Consider the following 24,235-nt stretch of genomic DNA (forward strand, 5'->3'; position numbering starts at 1 on the left):
CGGGTGCGCCGCCCGGCGGGCGGGGGTGGGGGGTGCGGATGCCGGAGCATCCGCACCCTGGAGAGTCGCGGTCACTGGACCGCCGCTGCCCACTTCTCACCGAGCAGCGTGCCGGCGTTCGAGCTCTGCTCCTCGGTGGGGACGACCGTTTCCTCCGGAACCTCCGGGAGAGCATCCGCCGCGGCCTGGTCGATCGTTCCGGCTTCGATCATCGCCTCCATGCGTGCAGGACGGGCGCCGCCATCGAGCCAGAGGTTCTGCACCTCGTCGCTGTAGAGGAACTCCTGCCAGAGGCGTGCAGCAGCCGGGTGCGGGGCATCCTTGTTCACGGCCTGGTTGTAGTAGCCGGCATAGCCGACGCCGTCGAAGACGACGACCTCCCAATTGGGGTTGTCCGCCCGGTGTGAGGCGTTGAGGTAATCCCAGTCGAAGACGACCGGGGTCTCACCGCTCGCGACGGTCGCTGTGGTGACATCGACCTTGAGCAGGTTGCCGGCCTTCTGCATCTCGGAGAAGAAGTCGATCCCGGGCTGGAAATCGTCGAGCGTGCCGTCGGACTGGATGGTCGTGAGGCCGACGGCCGCGAAGGCGGCTCCCGCCTGCGTCGGGTCGCCGTTGATCGCCACGGCGCCCTTGTAGTCGGCGGAGAGGAGGTCTGCGAGCTCGGCCGGCGCTTCGTACTTCGACGAGTCGTAGCCGATGGACATGTACCCGCCGTAGTCTCCGACGAAGAGTCCGGTCGGCTCCTTGAGCGCGTCGGGGATGTCGTCCCACGTCTGCACCTTGTACGGCGCGAAGACGTCGGTGTTCTGCAACGCCACGGCGAGCCCGAGGTCGAAGACGTCGGGTGCGGTGTCGAGGCCCTCGTTGGTCTTCGCCGCCTGGATCTCCTCGGCGCTCGACACGTCGGGCGACGCCTCGTTGATGGTGATCTCGGGATAGCGCTCGGCGAAGAGGTCGAGGATCTCTCCGTAGTTGGCCCAGTCGCGGGGCAGAGCGATGACGTTGAGCTGCCCCTCCTCTCTCGCCGCGGCTTCGAGTTCTTCGAAGCCACCGAAGTCCTCGACGGAGGTGGCGGTCGCGGCGTCGACGGTGTCGGTGTCGCCGTCGCTGGCTTCACCGCTCTGAGCTGCGCACGAGGTCAGAGCGAGGGCGGCGGCGGCTGCCAGGGCGATGCCGGCGACGCCGCGCATACGGCGGGGGAAGGGTCCCATCAGGTGTTCCTCTCGGTTTCCGGCGCTGTGAGCCGGGCGGGTACGTCGGACGTTACGGGGCGGAAGTTACCCGCCTCGGCGCTGTCGGTGAACGAGAGATGTCCACCTCGTGTCCCGCCCGTGGCTCGAGGTGCCATCTCGCTCGACGCGATGGCTCGCGCTCGCCGGCGCCTCACGGCGAAGGCCGGGGAGGGATCGTGTCGATCCCTCCCCGGCCCGATGTCGACGTATCAGACTCGGCTCACCCGGATGCGCCGGATGAGCAGGAAAGAGCCCGCGCCGAGCAGAACCACGCCGAGAATCAGCACGCCGGCGGCGAGCTCCCCACCGGTCGCTGCGAGGTCGTCGTCGGAAGACCCGGGTGCGCCTGCCCCCGCGCCGTCCGACGGATCGGCGGGATCGGTGGGATCAGCCGGGTCGGTCGGATCGGTCGGATCGGTCGGATCGGTCGGATCGGTCGGGTCTGTCGGCTCCGGTTCGACCGCCGCGAAGGGCACGAGAGGGTTGGGGATCGTCACCTGACGAAGCTGCGTATCCGCGGCGAAGTCGTGGGCGGTGATCACCACTCGATCCCCGAACGAATCGACGGTCAGGCCGCGGTTGATGTCTCTGGTTGTGACCTCGCGGATCCCCGCAGTGTCCTCACCGACGGCATCCCACTCGGTCTGGATCGCGAGTGTGTTCACCGCATGGAAGCCGTCCGGATGACCGCCGTCCGTGCGGCGCTGCACCGACCAGTCGCCGAGCTCTGCCGGGTAGTGCGTGTGTCCGGTGAGGAGGATCACGTTCGGGTAGCTGCCGAACAGTGCCGTCAACAGGTCGTTGTGCTGGTGGTGCCGGTGATAGCCCGGGATCCAGCTGGCCGAGACGGTGTCGCCGAGCGGGAAGTGCGTGATGACGATGACCTGCGTGTCGAGCTCGGTCCAGTGCGCCAGCCGCTCCTCCAGGAAGGCGAGTTGCTCCGCGGACATCGCGACGTCGGACGGCCCTGCGGCTTCCTGGCCGACGGTGATCACCGGCAGATCTCCGGACGCGCCCTCGAGGACGTACTCGCCCCATACCCGATCGCGTTGCGCGAACGCCAGGAAGCGGTCGCGGTTCGCTTCGAACCCGCCTGCCGCGTAGCGTTCGTGATTCCCGATGGCGGCGACCGTCTGGCGCGGACGGATGTCGGACGTCTCGTCCATGACCGCGTAGATCTCGTCCCACTCGGCCTGTGTGCCGGACGAGACGATGTCACCCACCATGAGCAGGCCATCAGCGTCGGGGGAGAGACCGTTGAAGTCCCGCAGGCCGTGTGCGAGGTCCTGCGGGTGTCCCTGGATGTCGGACACGACCCAGGCGCTGGTCGCCTCCTGCTGAATCGGCTGAAGGGTGCGCTGAACGGTCACGGAGTCGATCGCCCAGTAGTGCGAATCGGCAGCCGCGGAGAACTCCCACGAGAAGACCGCGGTCTGTGCGCCGGCGGTCGGCTGGACGACGACCTCCTGCTCGCTGTTCAGCTGCATCCCGTCGAAGCCGATGGTCACAGTCGACTCGTCCAGACGCAGCAGTTCGATCGGCGCCCCGCCGTCGAAGCTGACCCGCACCGTGCCACTCTGATCCTGAGCGCCGCGGAAGTGGCTGTCGAAGGTGAGCACGAGCGGTCCCTCGTCAGCGACCGGCACGGGTTCGCTGGTGAGGATCGACGAGAAGCCCTCCGCGCCGAACTGTGCGGCGTCGGCCACCGCGATGACATCCTGCGCCCGCCCGAAGCGGCCACGCATGAGGTCGAGCTCGGCTGTCCAGTCGGTGCGGGTGCGGAAGGTCCAGCCGCGCCACTCGTCTGTGCCGACGCCGGCCATCGAGTCGATGAACTCGACATCCCACCCGGAGTCTGCCTCGAAGCCTTCGCGGTAGATGACGCCGTCGGTGCTCGGGTCCGTCTCGACGGGCTCGACCGGGGACTCGACCGGCGGAGAGGTCGGGGCTGCGGTCAGCGTGAACGGCACCGGAGTGCCGAGCGCTTCATAGCCGTCCTGAGCGAGGAACCAGACCACATAGGCGCCGGGCTCGAGGGTGGACATCGAGAAGTCGATGCTGCCTTCCGCGGCCGGCGCGTAGTCCCAGATGCGAGAGCCGGGGTCGCCGTCAGGGGTGCCGTCGCTCGCGCGATAGATCCCGATCCAGTTCTTCGCGTGCGGCTCGTCGGTCGACCAGTCGATGGAGAGCGTCTCGTCAGTGCGCAGGGTCGTCGCGCTGAGCGTCAGGGCCGATCCCTCCGGTACGGCCGCGGCGACCGGAGTGGCGGTGAAGGCCAGGGCGACGGCGAGGAACGCCGCGCCGATTGCGGCGAGCGGGCGTCGCAGTCGCGGTCTGCGAGCGGTGGGCGGGTTGGGCATGGGAGTTCCTTTCGCTCCGACAGGGGTGCACGACAGACGGTAGGGGTGCGGTGTGAATCGCGTCCGCCGGGTGAACCGTCCGCTGGCGACCCCGGGGGAAACAGCGCGTGAAGCACCCTGCCGATCCGTGCCGAATGTCAGCCGCCGAGTTCGCCGCATCTTCGGCCTCTGTTCACCTCCCCGCCACGCGTGACGCGGAGACTTCACGACGGACAGGACGAACATGACCGCAATCATCGACGCGCCTCGCCGGGGACCCCGGTTCGAGAGCATCACGAGCGATCTCGTCGATCGCATCCGCCGGAACGAGTTCCCCTCCGGAACGGCGCTGCCGTCCGCGACGGCGCTCGCGGCGGAGTACGGCGTCGCGCGGGGCACGATCCGTCATGCGCTGGAGTTGCTGGAAGAGCGGCACGCGATGCTCACCAGGAACGGCGTGCGCTGGATCGTCCACGAGCCCGCGCACCCGCACAGCTTCAGCGTGCTGCGCTCGTTCGCGCAGTGGGCCATCGCGACGGGACACCGCCCGTCGGGAAGGACGGTCTCCACCGAGCGCGGGCGGGCGAGCAGGGCTGAGGCGACGGAGCTCGGCATCCGCTATCGAGACCCCGTGCTGCGGTGCGTGCGGGTGAGGTCACTCGACGACCGTCCCGTGATGGTGGAGCGGACGACGTACCTCCGGCGCCTGGCGGACGTGATCGAGTCGCTTCCTGCGGACGTGCCGTCCGTGACGCAGATCCTCGCGGACGACCATGGCGTCATTCTCGCCCACGCCGAGCACCGCATCAGCGCTGTCGCCGCCAGTGGCGCTGACGGCGAACTGCTCGGAGTGAGCCGAGGTTCCGCTCTGCTCCGCGTGAGACGCGCGGCGCGTTCGCTGGACGGGCAGGCGTTCGAGTACAGCGAGGATCGTTATCTCGCCGACTCCATCGAGATCTCGGTCGTCAACTCGAAGTGATCTCCGTCGTCAGCGTGAAGTGATCCCGCGCGCGCTCTCCCCAGGGAAGCCCCGTCTGAAGCCCTTCATCGATCTGGCATTGTTGAACCGATGGACATCGGCACCGTGCTCGGGCTCGAGCAGCTCACCTGGGGCACTCTGCTGCTCATCGTCGCCGCGGCCTTCGCGGCCGGGTGGATCGACGCGGTGGTCGGCGGAGGCGGGCTGCTCCAACTGCCCGCCCTGCTGCTGATACCCGGCATCACCCCGATCCAGGCGCTCGCCACGAACAAGCTCGCCTCCGTGTTCGGCACGGCCACGAGCAGCGTCACGTACTACCGACGTGCGAAACCGGATATCCGCACGGCCCTCCCGATGGCGGCGATCGCGCTCGCCGGGTCGTTCGGCGGCGCCGCGGTCGCCACAGTGCTCCCGGCATCCGCCTTCAAGCCCATCATCGTGGTCGCGCTGCTCGCCGTGGCGCTCTTCACCGCGTTCCGGCCACAGATGGGCGCGGCGACCCGACTGCGCTTCAGCGGGCACAAGCATCACATCACAGCCGGCGTCGCGGGTCTCGTCATCGGGTTCTATGACGGCCTCATCGGCCCGGGGACCGGCACCTTCCTCGTGCTCACCCTCGTCGCCCTCCTCGGATACGACTTCCTGCAGGCCAGCGCGAAGGCGAAGATCGTGAACTTCGCCACCAACGCGGGAGCGCTGATCCTCTTCATCCCGCACGGCGCGGTGCTGTGGCTGCTCGGCGGCATCCTGGCAGTGGCGAACGTCGCCGGAAGCTACCTCGGCTCGCGCATGGCGATCTCGCGCGGGTCGACGTTCATCCGCGTCGTCTTCCTGGTGGTGGTGATCGCACTGATCGGCAAGCTCGGTGTGGATGTGTGGAATGAGAACGTCCTCCCGGCGCTGGCAACGCTCTGATCATCGCGTCGCGCCGCGATGAGTCAGGCCTCGTCGTCCCCCGGATCGACGTCGACGCCCGCCTCGGCGGTGTGTTCGTTGTGGACGAGCTCCCAGACGTGCCCATCCGGATCGCGGACATACGCAGTGAAGGATCCGTCGTGTTCAGCGGGACCTTCTGCGGTGCCGCCCGCCGATATCGCACGCGAGACGACCCTTTCGATCTCGTCCCTCGTGGCGATCGCCGCCGAGAGGATGCATGCGCCGTTCTCGAAGCGAGGTCGGCCGGGTACTCCGGCTCGATCGAGGTAGGTCTCGAATTCGTCCCGCTCGATCAAGAACAACGACAGGTTGGGCAGCTCGACGGCGACGACACCGCCGTCGGGGTCGGCGGGCGCGAGACCGAGGCCGTCTCGATAGAAGCGTGCCGAGCGATCGAGGTCTGTGACGGGGAGCGAGAGAACGGTTGTGACTGGTTTCATGCCAGCAAGTTAGCATGACTGACCGTTCATATGAAACATGAGTCATACTTGATTCATGGACGACTTCGCGGTGATCGCCGATCCCACCCGGCGCGCGATCATCGAGCGGCTTCACCGGCGAGAGCATGATGTCGGAGCGCTCGTCGATGCGCTCGGCATATCGCAATCCCTGGCCTCGAAACATCTGCGCGTCCTGCGTCAGGCCGGTGTGGTCGAAGCCGCTGCCGTGGGGAAGCGTCGCGTGTACCGATTGACCGACCGGCCGATGCCGGAGGTGATCGCCTGGGTCCGACCCTACGTGAGCCGGTGGGCCGACAGCTTCGACAGACTCGCGGAGGCACTCGATGCGGTGGAGGAACGGGAAGATGACTGAAGCCTCGCGCGACGAGTCCGTCGCTGCGCAGATCCGTTTCCCTCTCGAGATCCGCCTCGAGCACGATGAATCGGACTGGACGCTGGTGATGCGCCGACGATTCCCTCACACGCCCGCGCGGCTGTGGCAGATGATCACTGAGCCCGAGCTCCTCGCACGCTGGTCGCCGGTCGTCCCCGATCGCCCTCTCGACAGCCCAGGGCCTGCGACCTGTCGCGAGAAACCGGAGGACGAGCCACTCGACGCAGAGGTCCTCATCGCCGATCGGCCGCGCAAACTCGTGCATCGATGGGACGCCGAGATCCTCAGCTGGACGATCACGAGCGGTGATGACGGGACGACTCTCGAACTGCGACAGTCTCTCGGCGACCATCCGCGTGCGAGCCAGTACGCTGCCGGCTGGCATCTGTGCCTCGCGCGCCTGGCCGTGGAAGACGATGGCTTCGACCATGAGCGGGTCGTCGGCGGTCGCGCCTGGGCCTACGGATGCGGGGACCTCATCGAGCGATACCGGGACGTTCTCGGTTCGGACGCCGACGACGTGCACCCACAGCGATGATGCCAGAAGAGATCAGGCCTCGCCGTCCTCCGGCTCGACGTCGACGCCCGCCTCGGCGCGCTGCTCGGGCGTGATGGGGGCGGGGGCGGCCGTGAGCGGGTCGAAGCCGTTGCCGGACTTCGGGAACGCGATGACCTCACGGATCGACTCCGTCTTGGTGAGGTGCTGCATGACCCGGTCCATGCCGAGCGCGATGCCGCCGTGCGGGGGAGCGCCGAACTTGAACGCGTCGAGCAGGAATCCGAACTGCTCGTCCGCCTGCTCGTCGCTGATGCCCATCACCGCGAACACGCGCTTCTGCACGTCCTCACGATGGATGCGGATCGAGCCGCCGCCGAGCTCCGAGCCGTTGCACACGATGTCATAGGCATAGGCGAGAGCTGAGCCCGGGTCGGTGTCGAACGTGTCCTGGAACTCCGGCTTCGGACCGGTGAACGCGTGGTGCACCGCCGTCCAGGCTCCGGCGCCGACGGCGACGTCGCCCGAGGCGACCGCGTCTGCGGCCGGTTCGAACATCGGCGCGTCGACGACCCAGGTGAACGCGAACTCGTCCGGGTTCAGGTAGCCGAGGCGGCGACCGATCTCGACGCGAGCTGCACCGAGGAGGGCCCGGCTCTCCTTCGTCGAACCGGCGGCGAAGAACACGCAGTCGCCGGGCTCGGCGCCCACGAAGTGCGCAAGGCCGGCCTGTTCGGCCTCCGTCAGGTTCTTCGCGACGGGACCGCCGAGCGAGCCGTCCTCGTTGAACAGGACATAGGCGAGGCCGCGGGCACCGCGCTGCTTGGCCCAGTCCTGCCAGGCGTCGAGCTGCTTACGGGGCTGGCTCGCACCGCCCGGCATCCGCACCGCGCCGACGTACTCGGCCTGGAACACCCGGAACGGCGTCTCCGAGAAGTAGTCGGTCGCCTCGACCAGCTCGAGTCCGAATCGCAGGTCGGGCTTGTCGGAGCCGTACTTCGCCATCGCGTCGGCGTAGCTGATCCGGGGGAGCGGCGTCGCGACCTCGACGCCGATCGTGGCCCACATCGCGACGACCAGGCGCTCCATCAGCGTGATGACGTCTTCCTGGTCGACGAAGCTCATCTCGATGTCGAGCTGCGTGAACTCCGGCTGCCGGTCGGCGCGGAAATCCTCGTCGCGGTAGCAGCGCGCGATCTGGAAGTACTTCTCCACACCTCCCACCATCAGCAGCTGCTTGAACAGCTGCGGCGACTGGGGGAGCGCGTACCAGCTGCCCGGGTGAAGGCGGGCCGGAACGACGAAGTCGCGCGCGCCCTCCGGCGTCGATCGGGTCAGCGTCGGCGTCTCGACCTCGGTGAAGTCCTCGGCGTGCAGAACATCGCGCACCGCCTTGTACACGTCGGAGCGCAGGCGCAGAGCGGATGCCGCCACGGGACGGCGGAGGTCGAGGTAGCGGTACTTGAGGCGCGCCTCCTCACCGATCGTCTCGGTCTCGGCCAGCGCCGTCGAGACCTGGAACGGGAGAGGCGCGGACTCGTTGAGCACCTCGACGGTCGCGGCGATGAGCTCGACGGCGCCGGTGGGCAGGTTGGGGTTCTCGTTGCCGTCGGGTCGGCGGGCGACCTCTCCGGTCACTTTCAGCACGAACTCGTTGCGCAGCGGATGCGCGACCTCCTCGTCGCGGATCACGACCTGGGCGATGCCCGAGGCATCCCGCAGGTCGATGAACGCGACTCCGCCATGGTCACGACGGCGATCGACCCACCCGGTGAGGGTGACGGTCTGACCGATGTGCGAGGCATCGAGAGAGCCTGCCGGGTGAGTGCGGAGCACGGAGGATTCCTTCTGATCTGGAAAGGGGGAACCCGCCCATTCTACGTGCGGTGGCACCGCGTCCCCGGCGCCGGCCGATCCCTCAGTATGATCGCCGGGAACGGAAGGCGCACCCATGAATCTCGCTCTCGTCCCCGCGGAGGCGGGCGGCATCCTCCCCGGCTTCGAAACCGGCCACCCCGTCATCGGGGATGCGCTGCATCGCAGGGCCTGAGCGAAGGATGCCGGCGCAGAGACTTCACCTCGTCCGTCACGGAGAGGTGCACAATCCCCATCGCGTGCTCTACGGCCGCCTTCCGGGCTATCACCTGAGCAAGGCCGGTCGGCGGATGGCGCAGGCGGCGGCGGATCACGTCGCATCGCTGGGCCGTCCGTTGTCGGCCCTGTACTGCTCTCCGTTGGAGCGTGCCCAGGAGTCGGCGGAGCCGTTCGCCGCGACGTTCGATCTGGTTCCCGAGATCGACATCAGAGTGATAGAGCCGACGAACGTCTTCGAGGGCACGCGGATGCGTCGATCGCTGCTGAACCCCCTGAAGTGGTGGCACCTGCGACAGCCCTCGCTGCCGAGCTGGGGCGAGCCGTACACATCGGTCGCGCAGCGGATGCTCGGCATCATGGATGAGGCATGGGATGCCGCAGGCGACGGTGATGTCGTCATGGTCTCGCACCAGGCGCCGATCTGGATCAGCCATCTTCGCGTTGCCGGTCTGCCGCTGCAGCACGACCCGCGCACGCGCCGGTGCGCGCTGTCGAGCGTGACATCGTTCGAGCGCAGCGGCGACGTGTGGCGCGAGGTCGCCTATGCGGAGCCTGCCGCGACAGAGGGCGCCGTCGACGTCGGGGCCGTCTGACGTCGACTGTCCGGCTGGCCCATAGGATCCCGCGCGTAAACTGGGAATCGTGCCACTCGCCTCGACGGTTCATCCGATCCGCAGCGGCCGCCGCTCCCGTAATCGCCGTTCCGGTGGTGCGGTCGGAGCCGCGCTCGCCGCGGTGCTCGCCGTCGGCCTGAGCGCGTGTGCGCCGGATCCGGTGAGCGAATCGTTCCTGAACGGAGAGAACACCGGCTACGTCGCCGCCGACGGCGCCATCGTCGAGATCCCCGAGGCTGATCGTGGCGAGCCCGTCGACTTCGGCGGCGTCACCGAGACGGGCGAGCCGTTCGACAGTGCTGAGCTTGCAGATCAGGTCACGGTGGTGAACTTCTGGTACGCCGGATGCGCACCATGCCGGGTCGAAGCGAAAGACCTCGAGTCGGTCTGGCAGGAGTACCAGAGCGAGGGAGTCTCCTTCGTCGGCATCAACACCCGCGACCAGGCCGACACGGCCAAGGCGTTCTCCGACGAGTACGGCATCACCTATCCGAGCCTCATCGATGTCGACACGGCCGAAGCCAAGTTCGCGTTCGCCCAGGCCGTCCCGATCCAGGCCACCCCGACCACGCTCGTGCTGGACAAGCAGGGCCGCGTCGCCGCCCGGATCATCGGTCCGATCGATGGGACCTCGATCCTCTCCACGCTGGTGGGGGACGCCCTCGCGGAGTCGTCGTGACCTGCCGGACATCGCTGTGAACCCCGAAGCGATCATCGGATCCGGCGCCCTCTGGCTCGCGATTCCCGTCGCCATGCTGGCGGGTCTGGTCTCGTTCCTCTCGCCGTGCGTGCTGCCGCTCGTCCCGGGCTACCTCGGCTTCCTCGGCGGTGCGGTCGCTCCCAAGGCGCCGGCGCTGGCCGGTTCTGCGGCCGTGCAGGGCGAGCGAGGCCACGTGGCGACCGTGGAAGCCGCCCACACGACGCGCGGCCGACTGGTGCTGGGCGTGCTGCTGTTCATCCTCGGCTTCAGCCTCGTCTTCGTCGCCATCACGGCGCTCAGCGGCACCGTGGGCGTGTTCCTGCTGCAGTGGGGCGATCTGATCACCCGGGTCCTGGGTGTGGTCATCATCCTGATGGGGCTCGTGTTCCTCGGACTCTTCGGCTTCGCGCAGCGAGAGCTCCGCTTCCACGTGGATTCGAAGTACGGCGTGGTCGGCGCACCGCTCCTCGGCATCGCCCTCGGCATCGGGTGGGCGCCGTGCATGGGCCCGACTCTCTCGGCCATCATCGCGCTCTCGTTCAACGCCGGCGACCCGGTGCGTGCGAGCTTCCTCGGTCTCGCATACTCACTGGGTCTCGGGATCCCCTTCCTGCTCGTCGCCCTCGGTTTCGGCTGGGCGACGAGGACGATCGGGTTCCTCCGTCGCCACATCCGGGTCGTGAACATCATCGGCGGCGTGCTGCTGATCGTCCTCGGCATCCTGATGGTGTCGGGCCTGTGGACCGACATCATGTCTCGGCTGACGGCGGTGATGGGCAGTGTCCTCCTCCCGCTCTGAGACCGAGATCACGACGAGCAAGGATGCCGTGAACAGCGACGTGAGCGACCCCCTCCGCCCGTCCGACCACATCGACGGCGACGGGTCGATCGCGCAGCCGAAGCTGGGGCTCGTCGGATGGCTGCGCTGGGGCTGGCGTCAGCTCACCTCGATGCGCACGGCCCTGGTCCTCCTGCTCGTGCTGGCGATCGCGGCGATCCCCGGCTCGATCTTCCCGCAGCGCATGGCCGACCCGAACGGGGTCACCGAGTGGGAGCGGAACAACCCCGACCTCTTCCCGGTGCTCGACGCGCTGAAGCTGTTCGACGTGTACCTGTCGCCGTGGTTCTCGGCGATCTACCTGCTGCTGTTCACCTCGCTCGTCGGCTGCGTGATCCCGCGCATCCGCCACCACGCCAAGGCCCTGCGCGCCCGGCCGCCGCGCACCCCCGCCCGCCTGCAGCGTCTCGAGGACTTCCGCTCGGCGCAGCGCGATCTGCCGGCGAGCGCCGGTTCGTCAGCGGATGCCGAGGCGTCGGCCTCGATCGACATCGCGACGAAGCAGCTCAAGTCTCTCGGCTACCGGGTCGAGCGCTACGACAAGGGGCGCACCTTCTCGGTGTCGGCGGAGCGCGGATATTGGCGCGAGACCGGCAATCTGCTCTTTCACATCGCCCTCGTCGGCGTGCTCATCACCGTCGGCGTGGGCGGAGGCTTCGCCTACACCGGCCAGCGCGTGCTCGTCGAGGGAGAGACCTTCGCCAACACCCTCGTCGACTACGACTCGATGAACCGCGGCCGCTTCGTCGCCGACGATGCGCTCACCCCCTACGCGATGCGGCTGGACTCGTTCGACGTCACCTACCAGCCGTTCGGAGAGCCGGGCTCAGGGCAGGCCGGCGACTTCTCAGCGAACGTTGCGGTGACCGACCGCGAGGGTGACACGTCTGAGGGATCGGTCAGGGTGAACCATCCGCTCGACATCGCCGGCGACAAGATCTACCTGCTCGGAAACGGGTACGCGCCGACGATCACCGTGCGAAACGCCGACGGCGACGTCGTCTACCACAACAGCGTGCCGTTCCTGCCGCAGGACAACAACATGACATCGCTCGGGGTCATCAAGGTCACCGACGGCATGCCGGAGCAGCTGGGGCTGATCGGCTTCTTCTATCCGACGGCGGCATCGGGCAAGGACGGTGCGATCGCCTCCGGCTTCGGCGATCTCGTCAACCCCCTGCTCACGCTCGACGTGTACGCGGGCGACCTCGGCATCAACGACGGAGCGCCGAAGTCGGTCTACGTGCTCGACACGACGGGCATGACCAAGCTCGCCGGCCGCACGACTGACGTCGAGTCGATCGAACTCAGCCCGGGCGAGACCGGTGATCTGCCGAATGGCCTCGGCACCGTGACCTTCGAGGATGAGTCGCCGGAGGGCGCGACGGATGCGACGCAGTCCGTGAAGCGATTCGCATCGCTGCAGATCCATCACGATGCGTCCGCGGTGTGGGTGCTGGTCTTCGCGCTGCTCGCGCTCGGAGGCCTCATGCTCGCGCTCTTCGTGCCGAGGCGCCGCGTATGGGTCAAGGCCACCGGCGCGAATGACAGCGTCTTCCTCGAGTACGCCGGGCTCGCCCGCGGAGAGGACCCGACCCTCGCCGCCGCGGTCGACGCCCTCGTCGCAGGCCATGCGCGACTGATGGACGCGGCCGGCGGCTCCGTCGCTCGCGAGGAACAGACGTCGTCCGGCGAGCAGGCCCCGCCGGCATCCGAACACGCGAAAGTAGACTGACACCATGCCCGACCTCGATGTGCTCTCGCCGATCCTGCTGTGGACGGCGATCGCGATCTATGCTGCCGCCTTCGTGGCCTACGCGTTCGATCTCGCCCGGCGCTCCCAGGTCACCGCCGACGCGAAGAGCGTGCGTGAGGCCGAACTCGTCGTCGCCGCCGGTGGTGCGACGCCCGCTCGCCGCGCGGCATCCGGCGTTCCGGCATCCGGTGCACCGCAACGGTTCGTGATGGCGCGGATCGGCACCTCGCTCACCGTCCTCGGCTTCCTCTTCCATCTGGCCGCGACCGTCACCCGCGGTATCGCAGCCGGGCGCGTTCCCTGGGCGAACCTCTATGAGTTCGCGATGATCGGCACACTCCTCATCGTGGCGGTCTTCCTCGCCGTGCTGTCGCGCATCGATCTGCGCTTCCTCGGGACGTTCATCACCGGTCTCGTCGTCGTGCTGATGGGTGCGTCCGCCACCAACTTCTTCGTCGCCGTCGTGCCGCTGATGGACCCGCTGAAGAGCGTGTGGCTGATCATCCACGTGTTCGTGGCCTCGCTCGCCACGGCCTTCTTCGCTCTGGCGTTCGCGTTGTCGGTGCTGCAGCTGATGCAGTCACGGCGCGAGCGGCTCGTCGTCGAGGCCGCGGAGCGGACCGGTGCCGGCTTCCTGCGCACCCTTCCGCAGTCCGACCGCCTCGAGAGCCTCGCGTACCGGTTCACGATCATCGGCTTCATCCTCTGGACGTTCACCCTCATCGCGGGCGCCATCTGGGCGCAGGACGCCTGGGGGCGCTACTGGGGCTTCGACGTCAAGGAGACCTGGACCTTCGTGATCTGGGTGATCTACGCCGGGTACATCCACGCGCGGGCCACCCGCGGCTGGCGGGGCAACCCCTCCGCGTGGCTCGCGATCGTCGGGTTCTCCGCGGTGATCTTCAACTTCACCATCGTGAACGTCTTCTTCAAGGGTCTGCACGCGTACTCCGGCCTGAGCTGAGCCGCGCTCCCGTCCGCGCCCTGAGGGTGCCCGCGTTGATAGATGGAAAACGCGCCTCCCCGGCAGTCGAGAGGCGCGTTTTCCATCTATCGAAACCGGTCAGGCCCCGGCGAGCACCGCCTTCGCCGACGTCGTGCGTCGGAGGGCGACGGCGACGGTCGTCGCCGCGATCGACAGCACACCCCAGACGACGAGTCCGGCGATCGCCGCACCGTTGGCCGCGATCAGTCCGTCGAAGGCCGGAGCGGTCGGCAGCGCCGCACCGATCCCCGCGAGCCAGTCGGGCACCGTCGAGATGAGGCCGGTGGAGACGGCCACCACGCCGATGAGCGCGCTCACCCAGCGGCCGATCCCGCCGAACAGAGCGACGAGGGCCTGGTTCACGGCGGCGAACACGACACCGATGACGACCGCCGTGCCGGCGAACGCCCACCACGCGGCGGCGTCGTACTGCGCCACGATCTGCACGATGAGGGCGAGGAGAAGCCCCTGAGCGGCTCCGATCAGGGCCGCCGGCGTGAAGGCGCGGAGGGTCAGCGCGGCCGACGAACGCCGCGACGTGAGAGTCCTGCCGGTGTGGGCGCGCATCACGAGGAACGACGCGAGACCACCGAACCACAACACGACCGCAGCGAGCAGCGGGATGGCGGTCGGGCCGAAGATCGTGCTCATCGACGAGTCCGTCGTGACGGGATCGGCGACGACCGACGCCAGCGACGTCGATTCCTCGTCATTGAACGACGGCAGCGAGTCGGATGCCGTCCGCAGGCCGCCTGCGAGATCGCCGGTGCCGGTCGCGAGAGCATCGAGGCCGGTCACGAGCTCGGCAGCACCGGTCGCGAGCTGCGTCGCGCCGCCGGACAGCTCTCCCGCTCCGCTCGACAACGCCCGGGCGCCGGCCGCGGACTGGTCGACGCCGGCGGCGAGCTGGTTCAGGCCACCCCCGAGTGCGGTCGCACCGGCACCGGCCTCGCGGAACTGACCCGCGAGTGTCGACGGCAGTGCCTGAACCCCGGCGGCGACGGGGGCGAGATAGGCCTCGGCTGCGCCTGCGGCCTCGGCCGCGTCCGCGGCCTGGCTTGCTGCGGCGTTCACCTGCGCGCAGAACTCCTCGGAGGCGCCCGACTCGGTGCATGTCGCAGCCAGCGCGCCGAAAGATCCGGCCACCGTCTTCGTCTGCGCCCCCGCCGCGGTGAGATAGGGAGCCCCGCCCTTGGCTGCAGCCGCAAGCTGGCCGAACGACCCGTTCGGATCCTCGAGCGCTGCCGCACCCGCAGTGAGTCCCGCACCGAGCTGCGCCGCCCCGCCGGCGGCCTCCTGCGTCTTGTCGGCGATGGTCCCGAGCCCGTTCGCGAGGTCGTTCGCGCCCGAGCCGAGCTGCGAGGCGCCGGACGCGAGCTGCGTCGCGCCGTCGGGGATCGCGGCGGCTCCGGTGGCGGCATCCCGCGCGCCCGTCGCGAGTTCGAGCGCACCCGAGGCGGCGTCGCCGATCTGATCGCCGATCGTGGTGAATCCGACGAGCACGTTCTCGAGCGTCGCTTCGCTGAGCATCGTTCCCATGGTCGAGGTGGCGACCGACGCGATCTGTCCCGTGATGAGGTCGTCGGCGACGAGGCCGTCCTCGGGCGTGGTCACGCTGATGGTGGCCTTCTCCGCCTCACCGCCGCCGTCGGCGATCGCCTGGCCGGCCGAGGTGGCTGCCGCCGAGAACTTCTCCGGAATCGTGATCACGGCCTGGTACGAGCCGTCGGCGAGCCCGGTGGCGGCGTCATCCTCGTTCGAGATCACCCAGGTGAGGTTGGAGTCGAGTTCCTCAGACCCTTCGACCAGGCCCGATGCGAGCTGGCGACCGAGAGGCGTGACCTGTCCGTCGATCTCGACCGGTTCGTCCAGGTTGACGATCGCTGCGGTCATGGAGTCCAGGCGCTCGGTGGGGTTGTGAAGCGCCGCCACGAGGATGCCTCCGACGGCGGCGGGCAGCAGCAGGATCCCCAGGATCGTCAGCCATGTGATGGGCTTCTGGGAGCGTGCGCGCTCGATGGACAGAGTCATGCGTTCACCTCGGTTGATTCCTGTGGCGTCCGTCGCGCGGCCGCCGGTGTCGAAAGGTCGAGCGTGCGGACGCCGGGCCAGCCGGCCTCGGCGAGCAGCAGGCGGGCGGAGGCGGGGTCGGATGCCGTCGCGAAGACGGCGAGGGGGCGTGACGACGCGGCATCCCTCAGCATCGCCGTCGCCTGGTCACGCCGCGCGCCGCCGAACCGGTCGAGGCCGTCGATCACCACGATCTCGGACCTGCCGCGCAGCGCCTCGCCGAGTTCGATGAGGGCGGCATCCGCGTCGTCGACGAGAACGCAGCCGACGTGCGATCGCACCCACGCCGCTCGCCCCGGCAGCAGATGACCGGCGACGCGAAGGCGGCCGGCATCCGAGTGCAGGCGCCCCGCCACCGTGAGGGCGAGCGCCCTTCGCGTGCGGGTGTCACGCCCACCGGCGACGATCGCAGCGCGCGGAGCCAACCGCAGGCTGACGTCTTCGAGCACGGGCGTGTCGTCGCCGATGGTGAGGTCGTCCGCCGCGACGATCGAGTCATCTCCCGGCCAGTCGGCGAGGTGGCGTTCGCGCTCGACCGCCTCTCCCTCGACGTCGACGCTCGGCAGGATCCTCTCGAGCCAGGTCGGGATCTGCCAGGCGCGCTCACCGAGGATCGCCATCAGCGCGGGGATCAGCGTCATCCGCACGAGGAAGGCGTCGATCGCGATACCGGCCGCGAGACCGAGGGCGATCGGCTTCAGCGACGAGTCCCCCTCCGGGACGAACGCGACGAAGACCGCGAACATGATCAGACCGGCCGCGGTGACGACCTTGGCCGACCCGGTGAAACCGGAGCGGACCGCACGCAGCGCCGCCTCGCGGCGAGTCCTGCGGTCGACGGGCCCGGCGGAGCGGCGGATGGCGGGGTCGTGCACGAAGTCCTCGCGCATCCGCGACACCAGGAAGACCTGATAGTCCATCGCCAGCCCGAAGAGCACACCCATGAGCACGATCGGCATGAAGCTGATGATCGGCCCGACCTTCGCCACGTGCAGCGCGTCGGCGAACCAGCCCCACTCGAACACGGCCGACACGACACCGAACGCGGCGACGATCGACAGCAGATACCCGAGAGCCGCGGTGATGGGGACCCACAGCGAACGGAAGACGATCGTCAGCAGGATGAGCGAGAGCCCGATCACGAAGATGCCGAACGGCAGCAGCGCCGACCCGAGCTGGTCGGAGATGTCGATCGCGACCGCGGTGAAGCCGGTGACCTTCAGGTCGATGCCGAACTCGTCGAGCCACTCGTCGTGGTGCGAGCGCAGCTCGCGGACCAGATCGCTGGTGGCCGGGTCATCCGGCGCCGTCTCTGGGATGATCTGCACGATGCCGGTGTCGGCGGTCTCGTTCGGCGCGGCCAGCGCCACCTCGCGGACGCCGTCGATCTGCTCCACGGCCTCACCGAGATCTTCCATCAGCGCCAGCGGATCCGTCGACGTGACGATCGTGCCGGTGAGGATGAGCGGTCCGTTGAACCCGGGGCCGAACTCCTCGCCGACGAGGTCGTAGCTCTGACGGGCTTCCGAGGCCTTGGGCAGGACGCCCGCGTTCGGAAGCGCGAGATTGAGGCTGAGGGCGGGGACCGCGACGACGCCGAGGCCGACGATGACGGCCAGGGAGACGAGCACCGGCCGCTTGATGACGCCACTGACCCACCGGTCGCTGAACGAGCGGCGCGGCACGCTGGCGGCTGCGCCCCTCTTCGGCGAGCGCTTGCGTCTCGGACGGCCGGCGACCCGTCCCTTCATGAAACCGAGGACCGCAGGGGTCAGGGTGACGGCGATGGCGACGGCGATGGCGACCGCGACGGATGCCGCGATCCCCATGGTCGTGAGGAACGGGATGCCAGCGAAGCCGAGGCCGATGAGGGCGATGAGGACGGTGACACCGGCGAAGACGACGGCGGAACCGGCGGTACCGACCGCGCGTGCCGTGGATTCCTCGGGATCGACCCCCTCGCGCACCTGGTCCTGATGCCTGGCCATGATGAACAGCGCGTAGTCGATGCCGACCGCGAGCCCCAGCATGAGGGCCAGCAGCGGCGTCGTCGACGAGACGGTGGCGAAGGCTGTCGCGGCGAAGATGCCGGCCATCGAGATGCCCACGCCGAGGATCGCCGTGAGAAGGGGGAGGCCTGCCACGACGAACGACCGGAACGTGACGACGAGCACGAGCAGAGCGATCAGCAGCCCGACGGCCTCGGTGATCGTGACGCCGGGGATCGACATGGCGAAGAGGTCGCCGCCCAGCGCGGTCTGCGACCCGTCGGGCAGCGCCCCTGCCAGGTCATCGACGACCGCGTTCAGCTCGTCCTTGGTCTCGGCGGACACATCCGTGGCCTGGCCGTCGAACTGCAGGCGCACGATCGCGGCGGTCTCGTCCTCGTTCACCATCCCCTCGACCATCTCGTCGTACGGGGAGGTGACCGCCAGCACATCGTCGAGATCGCCGAGTTCGTCGACGGCATCCTCGATGCTCTTTCGGTAGGCGTCGTCGGTGACCTGGTCGCCGTCGGCCGCGACCACGATGAACTGAGCGTTGGTCCCGCTCACCTGCGGGAAGGAGCGCGAGAGCTGTTCGAGGCCGGCCTGTGACTCCGTCCCGGGGATCGAGAACGTGTTGTCCGTGCCCGATCCGAGCACCAGTGCGCCGGTTCCGGCGAGGCCCAGGACGAGCAGCCAGGAAGCGAGGACGCGCCACGGATGCCGGTACGACCAGCGACCGAGCGATGACAGGAGTGTGGACACGCGTTCCTCCCGGGGATGTTCACTGGATACACAGATGTATCCGATACATAGATGTATCGTATGGTGATCGACGCGCGAGAGTCTGTGTGCCGGGTGTGAGTATCACCCGACCCGGACGTGCGAGAGTGAAGGCAGGAGGTTTCGACGATGACGACATCCGTGACGCGCAACCGCGAGAACACCCGCACCCGCCTTCTGGAGGCGGCGGCTCAGGTGTTCGCCGAGGTCGGTCTCGACGGGGCGACGGTCGAGGCTGTCTGCGAACGCGCTGGATTCACGCGCGGCGCCTTCTACTCGAACTTCGAATCCAAGGACGAACTCTTCCTGACGCTCGCCGGCAGTGTGGCCGACGTCAGGGTGCGCGCGGTTCGGGCACGTGTGGAAGAGCTGGCGGCGACGGGTGCGCTCGCCGACGGATGCGATCCGCTGGTCCTCGTGCAGCAGGTGATGGATGCCGGTGGCGACGATCGCCTCGACGTGATGCTGATGAGTGAGATCCGGCTCCGAGCGCTGCGTGATGAGCAGTTCGGAGCGGGATACCTCGCGCAGGAGCGAGAGATGGTCGCCGGCATCGCGCAGATCATCACCGACATCGTGGCGGCCGGGCACCTGGCCGTGCGTCTTCCGGCCGAGACCGCCGCCCGCATGCTGATGGTCATCTGGGAAGGCATGGCCGTCCGCGGTGCGATGGCGGGTCAGGATGCCGCCCAGCTGCGCCATGCCGGTACTGCCGAACTCGGGAACTTCGTGCAGCTGCTTCTGGAGCAGTGATCCAGGTCAGTCCCTCTCAGTGAGGAGCCGGTGGCAGCGCTCGAGACGCCCCAGCCACCACGAACGCCGGTCTTCGGTCGCCGCGAGCCTGTCGACGGCGTCGGCGTCCGGTGTCACGCGACCGACGGCGACGCTGCCATCACGTGGGCGGAGGTCGGCGACGTCGTCGAGGAACAGCGAGGAGGTGCCGAGTCCGCAGTCGTAATCGAGCTGTGGGAGCGCTGCGGCGAGGGCCGCGCCCTGAGACAGGCCGACGGCGGTGTCGAGGGCACTCGAGACCACCACGGGCAGTCCCGCGGCCGTCACGATCTGCAGGGCGTGAGTGATGCCACCCAGTGGCTGAGCCTTGACCACCAGGAGATCCGCCGCTCCCGCACGCGCGACGGCGAGCGGGTCTGAGGACTTGCGGACGCTCTCGTCTGCGGCGATCGGGATGCCCATGTATTTCACGCGGGTGCGCAGTTCGGCGAGTTCCGCCACCGTGGCGCACGGTTGCTCGAGGTACTCGAGGTCGTATTCGTTCAGCGCGTGCACGGCGTGCTCCGCCTCGTCGACGTTCCAGGCGCCGTTCGCGTCGATGCGGATGCGGCCCTCCGGGCCCATCGCCTCGCGCACTGCGCGCACCCGGGCGACGTCATCGGCGAGGGTCTGGCCGGGCTCGGCGACCTTGACCTTCGCCGTGCGGCATCCGGGGAACCGGTCGAGGACGTCCGCCACCCGTGCCGCGTCGATCGCGGGCACCGTGGCGTTGACGCCGATCCGGTCCCGCACCGGCGCGGGCTGCGGCCGCCAGGCGAAGTCGATGGCTGCCGCAAGCCACTCCGACGCTTCCTCGTCGTCATACTCCACGAAGGGGGAAAACTCCGCCCAGCCCTCCGGACCCTCGAACAGCAGCGCCTCGCGCGTGTCGATGCCTCGGAATCGGGTATGCATCGGGAGAGAGACGACCCAGGCCGAATCGAGGAGTTCTGCGAGCGTCGGGAGCATGTGCCCATTGTGCCCTCTTCGCGCCGCGCGACGGCATCCGCGCCGCCGGTCGGTTCACAACTCCGCAGAAATCTTCGCGCGGCTCCGAGTCCGGTCTGCGAGGCCCCGTGATCTCGCCGGTTCCGGCAGCTACCGCGCACGATTCTGAGGAGTTGTGAACACGTGCCGCCGTCTCGTCAGGTGTGGGTGTCGGCGTGAAGCGGTAGGCGGATCTTGCCTCACCCATGCACGTGTGGTTGACAATGGTGTGTTACACACAGTAATGTGAACGACATGAACGAGATCCTCGATACGCACCTGCAGGAGTTGCGCCGCGGCACGATCGTGCTGGCCTGTCTGCAGCTGCTGCGCACGCCGGGGTACGGCTACGGGCTGCTCGAACAGCTGGAACAGCGGGGGTTCGCGACCGATGCGAACACCCTCTACCCGCTGCTGCGGCGGCTCGAGAAGCAGGAGTACCTCACGAGCGAGTGGAACACCGACGAGGCACGGCCTCGCAAGTTCTACCGCACCTCGGTCGCCGGCATCCGCCTCGCCGACACCCTCACCCAGGAATGGCTCGCCCTCACCGACGCCATCGCCTCGCTGACCGATCAGGAGCACTGACATGTCATCCACCCTCACCGAGCGGTACATCGCCGCCACCGTCAAGAGCCTGCCGCCGACGTCGCAGGACGACGTCCGCGCTGAACTCGAAGCCTCGATCTCCGACGCCGTCGAAGCGCGCGTGGAACAGGGGGAGACCCCGACTCAGGCCGAGCGCGCCGTGCTCACCGAACTGGGAGACCCGGCGGCCCTCGCGGCTGGCTATGCCGACCGCCCGCTCCACCTCATCGGACCCCGCTACTACCTGGTCTGGTGGCGGCTGCTGAAACTGCTGCTCTGGATCGTGCCGGTGTGCGCGATCATCGGTGTGTCGATCGCGAAGGTCCTCGAGTTCGCCACCATCGGCGAGCTGATCGGCGCGGCCGCCGTCGCCGGAGTCATGGCGATCGTTCACACCGGCTTCTGGACGACGCTGGTCTTCGCGATCCTCGAGCGCACCGCCACCGATCCCGGCGTGAACTGGGACGTCGATCAACTGCCCGAACCCACCGAGAACGGTGCCGGACGATCCGAGCTGATCGCATCGGCGATCTTCCTCGCGCTGGCGGCCGGCGCCATTCTGTGGGATACGCTGCGCGGGTTCGTCCGTCCCGATGGCGAGGCTCTCCCGATCCTGAACCCGGCGCTCTGGCCCTGGTGGATGACCGCGCTGCTCGTACTCCTCGTCGCCGAGATGCTGCTGGCGATCGGCATCTACGTCGCCCGCCGTTGGACCGTCGGATTCGCGGTCATCAACACGATCCTCGCCATCGCATTCGCGGTGCCGGCGCTGTACCTGCTGGTGACCGGTCAGCTGGTGAATCCGGCCTTCGTGGAGTTCCTCGCGACCGATCACGCGGCCGAACTCGCGAACGCGAACGCGGGCGCGGCGGAGCAGGGCGGGGTGCTCCGGGTCATCGCGGTGATCTTCGGCGCCCTGATCGTCGGCATCGGCATCTGGGACATCGTCGACGGCTGGCTCAAGACCGCGAGGGCGCGCCGCGCCTGAGCCGGCTCACCGCAGATGTGTCGCCCTCGAATCCGGGGGCGACACATCTGTGTCGCGCGGATGGGCGGACCGCGGCATCCGGAACTCGCGGGCATAGGCTGGATGCCGTGACCAGCGCATCCGTCTCCGAGTTGTTCGACCCAGCCGAATGGGTGCTCGCGCCCGGTGCCGAGGAGTACACCGACATCACCGCGCACGTCACGCACGACGGCGGCGTCGCCCGCATCGCGTTCGACCGCCCGGAGGTGCGAAACGCGTTCCGCCCGCACACCGTCGACGAGCTGTACCGCGCGCTCGACGTGGCCCGGCAGGATCCGAAGATCGGCGCGGTGCTGCTGACCGGCAACGGTCCGAGTCCGAAGGACGGCGGCTGGGCGTTCTGCTCCGGCGGCGACCAGCGCATCCGCGGCCGCGACGGCTACAAGTACTCCGATGACGAGACGGTCGTCCACGACCCGGCACGGGCCGGCCGGCTGCACATCCTCGAAGTGCAGCGCCTCATCCGATTCATGCCCAAGGTCGTCATCGCCGTCATCCCAGGGTGGGCGGCCGGCGGCGGACATTCGTTGCACGTCGTCTGCGATCTGTCGATCGCGTCGGCCGAGGAAGCGCGTTTCAAGCAGACCGACGCCGACGTCGGCTCCTTCGACGCCGGATACGGGTCGGCCTACATGGCGCGCCAGACCGGGCAGAAGTTCGCGCGCGAGGTGTTCTTCCTCGCGGAGGAGTACTCCGCCCAGCGCGCCTATGAAGCCGGCGCCGTGAACCGCGTCGTGCCCCACGCGGAGCTGGAGCGCGAGGCGCTGAAGATGGCGCGCACGGTGCTCACGAAGTCGCCGACCGCGATCCGGATGCTGAAATTCGCATTCAACGCGGTCGACGACGGACTCGTCGGGCAGCAGGTGTTCGCCGGCGAGGCGACCCGACTCGCGTACGGCACCGACGAGGCGGTCGAGGGTCGCGACTCGTTCCTCGAGAAGCGCGCGCCGGACTGGTCGTCGTTCCCCTGGCTCTACTGAGACTCCGATGACATCGAGAACGCACGAACCGCCCTTCCGCGGGCCTCGGAAGGGCGGTTCGTGCGTTCTCGGCGCGGCGGGTGACCGGCGATGACAGCGCTGATCCCCATCGACGCCGACGATCCGCGCGGTCTGCAGGACGCGCTTCGCCGGGCGCTGGACGGCGGACCGGCGCTCGGGTTCGGGATGCTCGCGGAGCCCGCGGTAACCGTCCCGGACGGCACGGCCGCGGTCATCGCGACCTCCGGCTCCAGCGGGCTGCCGAAGCGGGTGGTGCTCAGTGCCGAGGCGCTGCGCTCCAGCGCCGAGGCGACGGCCGCCCGGATCGGCAGCGGGCGCTGGCTGCTCGCCCTTCCCGCCGGATACGTCGCAGGGCTTCAGGTGCTGGTCCGGTCGGCGCTGGCGGCCACCGAACCGGTCACGCTGGCCGGCGCATTCTCGCCGCGCGGCTTCACCGAGGCGACGCTGTCGATGGTGCGCACTGGCGACGAGACGTTGTTCACCTCGCTCGTGCCGGCTCAGCTGGCGACGCTTCTCGAAGCGGTCGACGAACCCGGGGTGCGCGCCGCGCTCCGTATCTACCGCGCGATCCTCGTCGGCGGGCAGGCGCTTCCTGAGCCGTTGCGCGAGCGAGCGGGCGAGCTCGGGGTACGGGTCGTGCGGACCTACGGGTCGACCGAGACGAGTGGCGGATGCGTGTACGACGGCGTCCCGCTCGACACCGTCGGCGTCCGCACGATCGAGGGCGAGCTGCAGATCGCCGGGCCGATGCTCGCCGACGGCTACCTCGGCGATCCGGCGCTCACCTCACGTGCGTTCGTGCGTGACGAGCGCGGCATCCGCTGGTACCGCACCGGCGACCTCGGCCTCGTCGAGGACGGCGTCGTCCGTGTGCACGGTCGCGCCGACAACGTCATCGTGTCGGGTGGGATCAACGTCTCGCTCGACCGCGTCGAGCGGATCGTGAGACGGGTTCCGGGGCTCCACCAGGCTGTGGTCGTGGGCGTGGAGGACGAGCGCTGGGGCGAGGCGTCGGTGATCGTCGCGGCCCGCGGTGAGCTGCTGCGACGCAGCGAGCCGGAGCAGCTGGCACACGCGCGGGATGAGGTGGCACGGGAGGTCGGGAAGCACGCCAGGCCGTCGCGTCTGATCGTCGTCGACGAGCTGGCGACGCTGCCGTCCGGCAAGCCGGATCGGGAGAGCATCCGCCGGGCCGTGCAGGATCTCCGCTGACCCGA

General features: G+C 68.8%; 21 protein-coding genes. 14 read left to right on the forward strand and 7 right to left on the reverse strand.

Annotation, left to right across the window (positions count from 1 at the left end):
• Window positions 1-71: 71 nt before the first annotated feature.
• A complete protein-coding gene (locus tag RIN18_RS12575; protein WP_309104321.1) occupies window positions 72-1,214 on the reverse strand; it encodes an extracellular solute-binding protein in 1,143 nt (380 codons plus the stop codon).
• Window positions 1,215-1,444: 230 nt separating this feature from the next.
• A complete protein-coding gene (locus RIN18_RS12580) occupies window positions 1,445-3,595 on the reverse strand; it encodes a DUF4073 domain-containing protein (protein WP_309104322.1) in 2,151 nt (716 codons plus the stop codon).
• A gap of 223 nt (window positions 3,596-3,818) precedes the next feature.
• Here RIN18_RS12580 and RIN18_RS12585 point away from each other — a divergent pair, with 223 nt between their 5' ends.
• Together RIN18_RS12585 and RIN18_RS12590 are read left to right on the forward strand one after the other, a co-directional pair.
• Window positions 3,819-4,553 (forward strand): GntR family transcriptional regulator, encoded by a 735-nt coding sequence (locus RIN18_RS12585; RefSeq protein ID WP_309104323.1) that lies wholly within the window; start codon window positions 3,819-3,821, stop codon window positions 4,551-4,553.
• A gap of 90 nt (window positions 4,554-4,643) precedes the next feature.
• Window positions 4,644-5,468 (forward strand): TSUP family transporter, encoded by an 825-nt coding sequence (locus tag RIN18_RS12590; protein WP_309104324.1) that lies wholly within the window; start codon window positions 4,644-4,646, stop codon window positions 5,466-5,468.
• Between the two features lie 23 nt (window positions 5,469-5,491).
• Here the strand turns inward: RIN18_RS12590 and RIN18_RS12595 are convergent, their stop codons facing one another.
• Window positions 5,492-5,929: a VOC family protein gene (locus RIN18_RS12595; protein WP_309104325.1), complete on the reverse strand. Its 438-nt coding sequence runs from the start codon at window positions 5,927-5,929 to the stop codon at window positions 5,492-5,494.
• 55 nt (window positions 5,930-5,984) lie between these two features.
• On the opposite strand from RIN18_RS12595, the gene RIN18_RS12600 reads away from it, so the two are divergent.
• Both RIN18_RS12600 and RIN18_RS12605 read left to right on the forward strand, forming a co-directional pair.
• Window positions 5,985-6,302, forward strand: coding sequence for a metalloregulator ArsR/SmtB family transcription factor (locus RIN18_RS12600; RefSeq protein WP_309104326.1), 318 nt, complete (start codon window positions 5,985-5,987; stop codon window positions 6,300-6,302).
• Window positions 6,295-6,861 carry an SRPBCC domain-containing protein gene (locus RIN18_RS12605; protein ID WP_309104327.1) on the forward strand — a complete coding sequence of 189 codons (567 nt, stop codon included), beginning with the start codon at window positions 6,295-6,297 and terminating at the stop codon, window positions 6,859-6,861. The genes RIN18_RS12600 and RIN18_RS12605 overlap by 8 nt, the downstream gene beginning before the upstream one ends.
• Window positions 6,862-6,873: 12 nt before the next feature.
• Here RIN18_RS12605 and aspS read toward each other — a convergent pair whose 3' ends face one another.
• Window positions 6,874-8,655, reverse strand: coding sequence for an aspartate--tRNA ligase (gene aspS / locus RIN18_RS12610; RefSeq protein WP_309104328.1), 1,782 nt, complete (start codon window positions 8,653-8,655; stop codon window positions 6,874-6,876).
• Between the two features lie 221 nt (window positions 8,656-8,876).
• Between aspS and RIN18_RS12615 the strand changes: the two genes are divergently transcribed.
• From RIN18_RS12615 to ccsB, 5 genes are read left to right on the forward strand one after another with little or no spacing between them, the layout of a single operon-like run.
• Complete coding sequence (locus RIN18_RS12615; RefSeq protein WP_309104329.1) at window positions 8,877-9,506, forward strand: histidine phosphatase family protein; 630 nt, start codon at window positions 8,877-8,879, stop codon at window positions 9,504-9,506.
• A gap of 49 nt (window positions 9,507-9,555) precedes the next feature.
• Entirely contained in the window at window positions 9,556-10,206 is a 651-nt protein-coding gene (locus RIN18_RS12620) for a TlpA disulfide reductase family protein (RefSeq protein WP_309104330.1), read from the forward strand.
• 16 nt (window positions 10,207-10,222) lie between these two features.
• Entirely contained in the window at window positions 10,223-11,026 is an 804-nt protein-coding gene (locus RIN18_RS12625; protein ID WP_309104331.1) for a cytochrome c biogenesis protein CcdA, read from the forward strand.
• Complete coding sequence (locus tag RIN18_RS12630) at window positions 11,007-12,800, forward strand: cytochrome c biogenesis protein ResB (RefSeq protein ID WP_375163530.1); 1,794 nt, start codon at window positions 11,007-11,009, stop codon at window positions 12,798-12,800. Before RIN18_RS12625 ends, RIN18_RS12630 begins: the two co-directional genes overlap by 20 nt.
• A gap of 4 nt (window positions 12,801-12,804) precedes the next feature.
• Window positions 12,805-13,785 carry a c-type cytochrome biogenesis protein CcsB gene (gene ccsB / locus RIN18_RS12635; RefSeq protein ID WP_309104332.1) on the forward strand — a complete coding sequence of 327 codons (981 nt, stop codon included), beginning with the start codon at window positions 12,805-12,807 and terminating at the stop codon, window positions 13,783-13,785.
• Between the two features lie 99 nt (window positions 13,786-13,884).
• On the opposite strand, the gene RIN18_RS12640 is transcribed toward ccsB, so the two are convergent.
• Complete coding sequence (locus RIN18_RS12640) at window positions 13,885-15,837, reverse strand: YhgE/Pip family protein (protein WP_309104333.1); 1,953 nt, start codon at window positions 15,835-15,837, stop codon at window positions 13,885-13,887.
• Window positions 15,834-18,626 carry an MMPL family transporter gene (locus tag RIN18_RS12645; RefSeq protein ID WP_309104334.1) on the reverse strand — a complete coding sequence of 931 codons (2,793 nt, stop codon included), beginning with the start codon at window positions 18,624-18,626 and terminating at the stop codon, window positions 15,834-15,836. The genes RIN18_RS12640 and RIN18_RS12645 overlap by 4 nt, the downstream gene beginning before the upstream one ends.
• A gap of 147 nt (window positions 18,627-18,773) precedes the next feature.
• On the opposite strand from RIN18_RS12645, the gene RIN18_RS12650 reads away from it, so the two are divergent.
• The gene (locus RIN18_RS12650) at window positions 18,774-19,397 is read left to right on the forward strand and encodes a helix-turn-helix domain-containing protein (RefSeq protein ID WP_309104335.1); all 624 of its coding nucleotides are present in this window, start codon (window positions 18,774-18,776) and stop codon (window positions 19,395-19,397) included.
• A gap of 6 nt (window positions 19,398-19,403) precedes the next feature.
• Here the strand turns inward: RIN18_RS12650 and RIN18_RS12655 are convergent, their stop codons facing one another.
• Window positions 19,404-20,384, reverse strand: a complete 981-nt coding sequence (locus RIN18_RS12655; protein WP_309104336.1) for an o-succinylbenzoate synthase — start codon at window positions 20,382-20,384, stop codon at window positions 19,404-19,406.
• Window positions 20,385-20,657: 273 nt separating this feature from the next.
• Between RIN18_RS12655 and RIN18_RS12660 the strand changes: the two genes are divergently transcribed.
• The 4 genes from RIN18_RS12660 (at window position 20,658) to RIN18_RS12675 (ending at window position 24,230) form a co-directional block, all read left to right on the forward strand.
• On the forward strand, window positions 20,658-20,990 hold the full coding sequence (locus RIN18_RS12660; RefSeq protein WP_309104337.1) for a helix-turn-helix transcriptional regulator: 333 nt from the start codon (window positions 20,658-20,660) through the stop codon (window positions 20,988-20,990).
• 1 nt (window position 20,991) lies between these two features.
• Window positions 20,992-21,978: a permease prefix domain 1-containing protein gene (locus RIN18_RS12665; RefSeq protein WP_309104338.1), complete on the forward strand. Its 987-nt coding sequence runs from the start codon at window positions 20,992-20,994 to the stop codon at window positions 21,976-21,978.
• Window positions 21,979-22,085: 107 nt separating this feature from the next.
• Window positions 22,086-22,997, forward strand: a complete 912-nt coding sequence (locus tag RIN18_RS12670) for a 1,4-dihydroxy-2-naphthoyl-CoA synthase (RefSeq protein ID WP_309104339.1) — start codon at window positions 22,086-22,088, stop codon at window positions 22,995-22,997.
• Window positions 22,998-23,087: 90 nt separating this feature from the next.
• Complete coding sequence (locus tag RIN18_RS12675) at window positions 23,088-24,230, forward strand: AMP-binding protein (RefSeq protein WP_309104340.1); 1,143 nt, start codon at window positions 23,088-23,090, stop codon at window positions 24,228-24,230.
• Window positions 24,231-24,235: the final 5 nt, after the last annotated feature.

The organism is Microbacterium sp. (assembly GCF_031179285.1).
Lineage (GTDB): Bacteria > Actinomycetota > Actinomycetes > Actinomycetales > Microbacteriaceae > Microbacterium.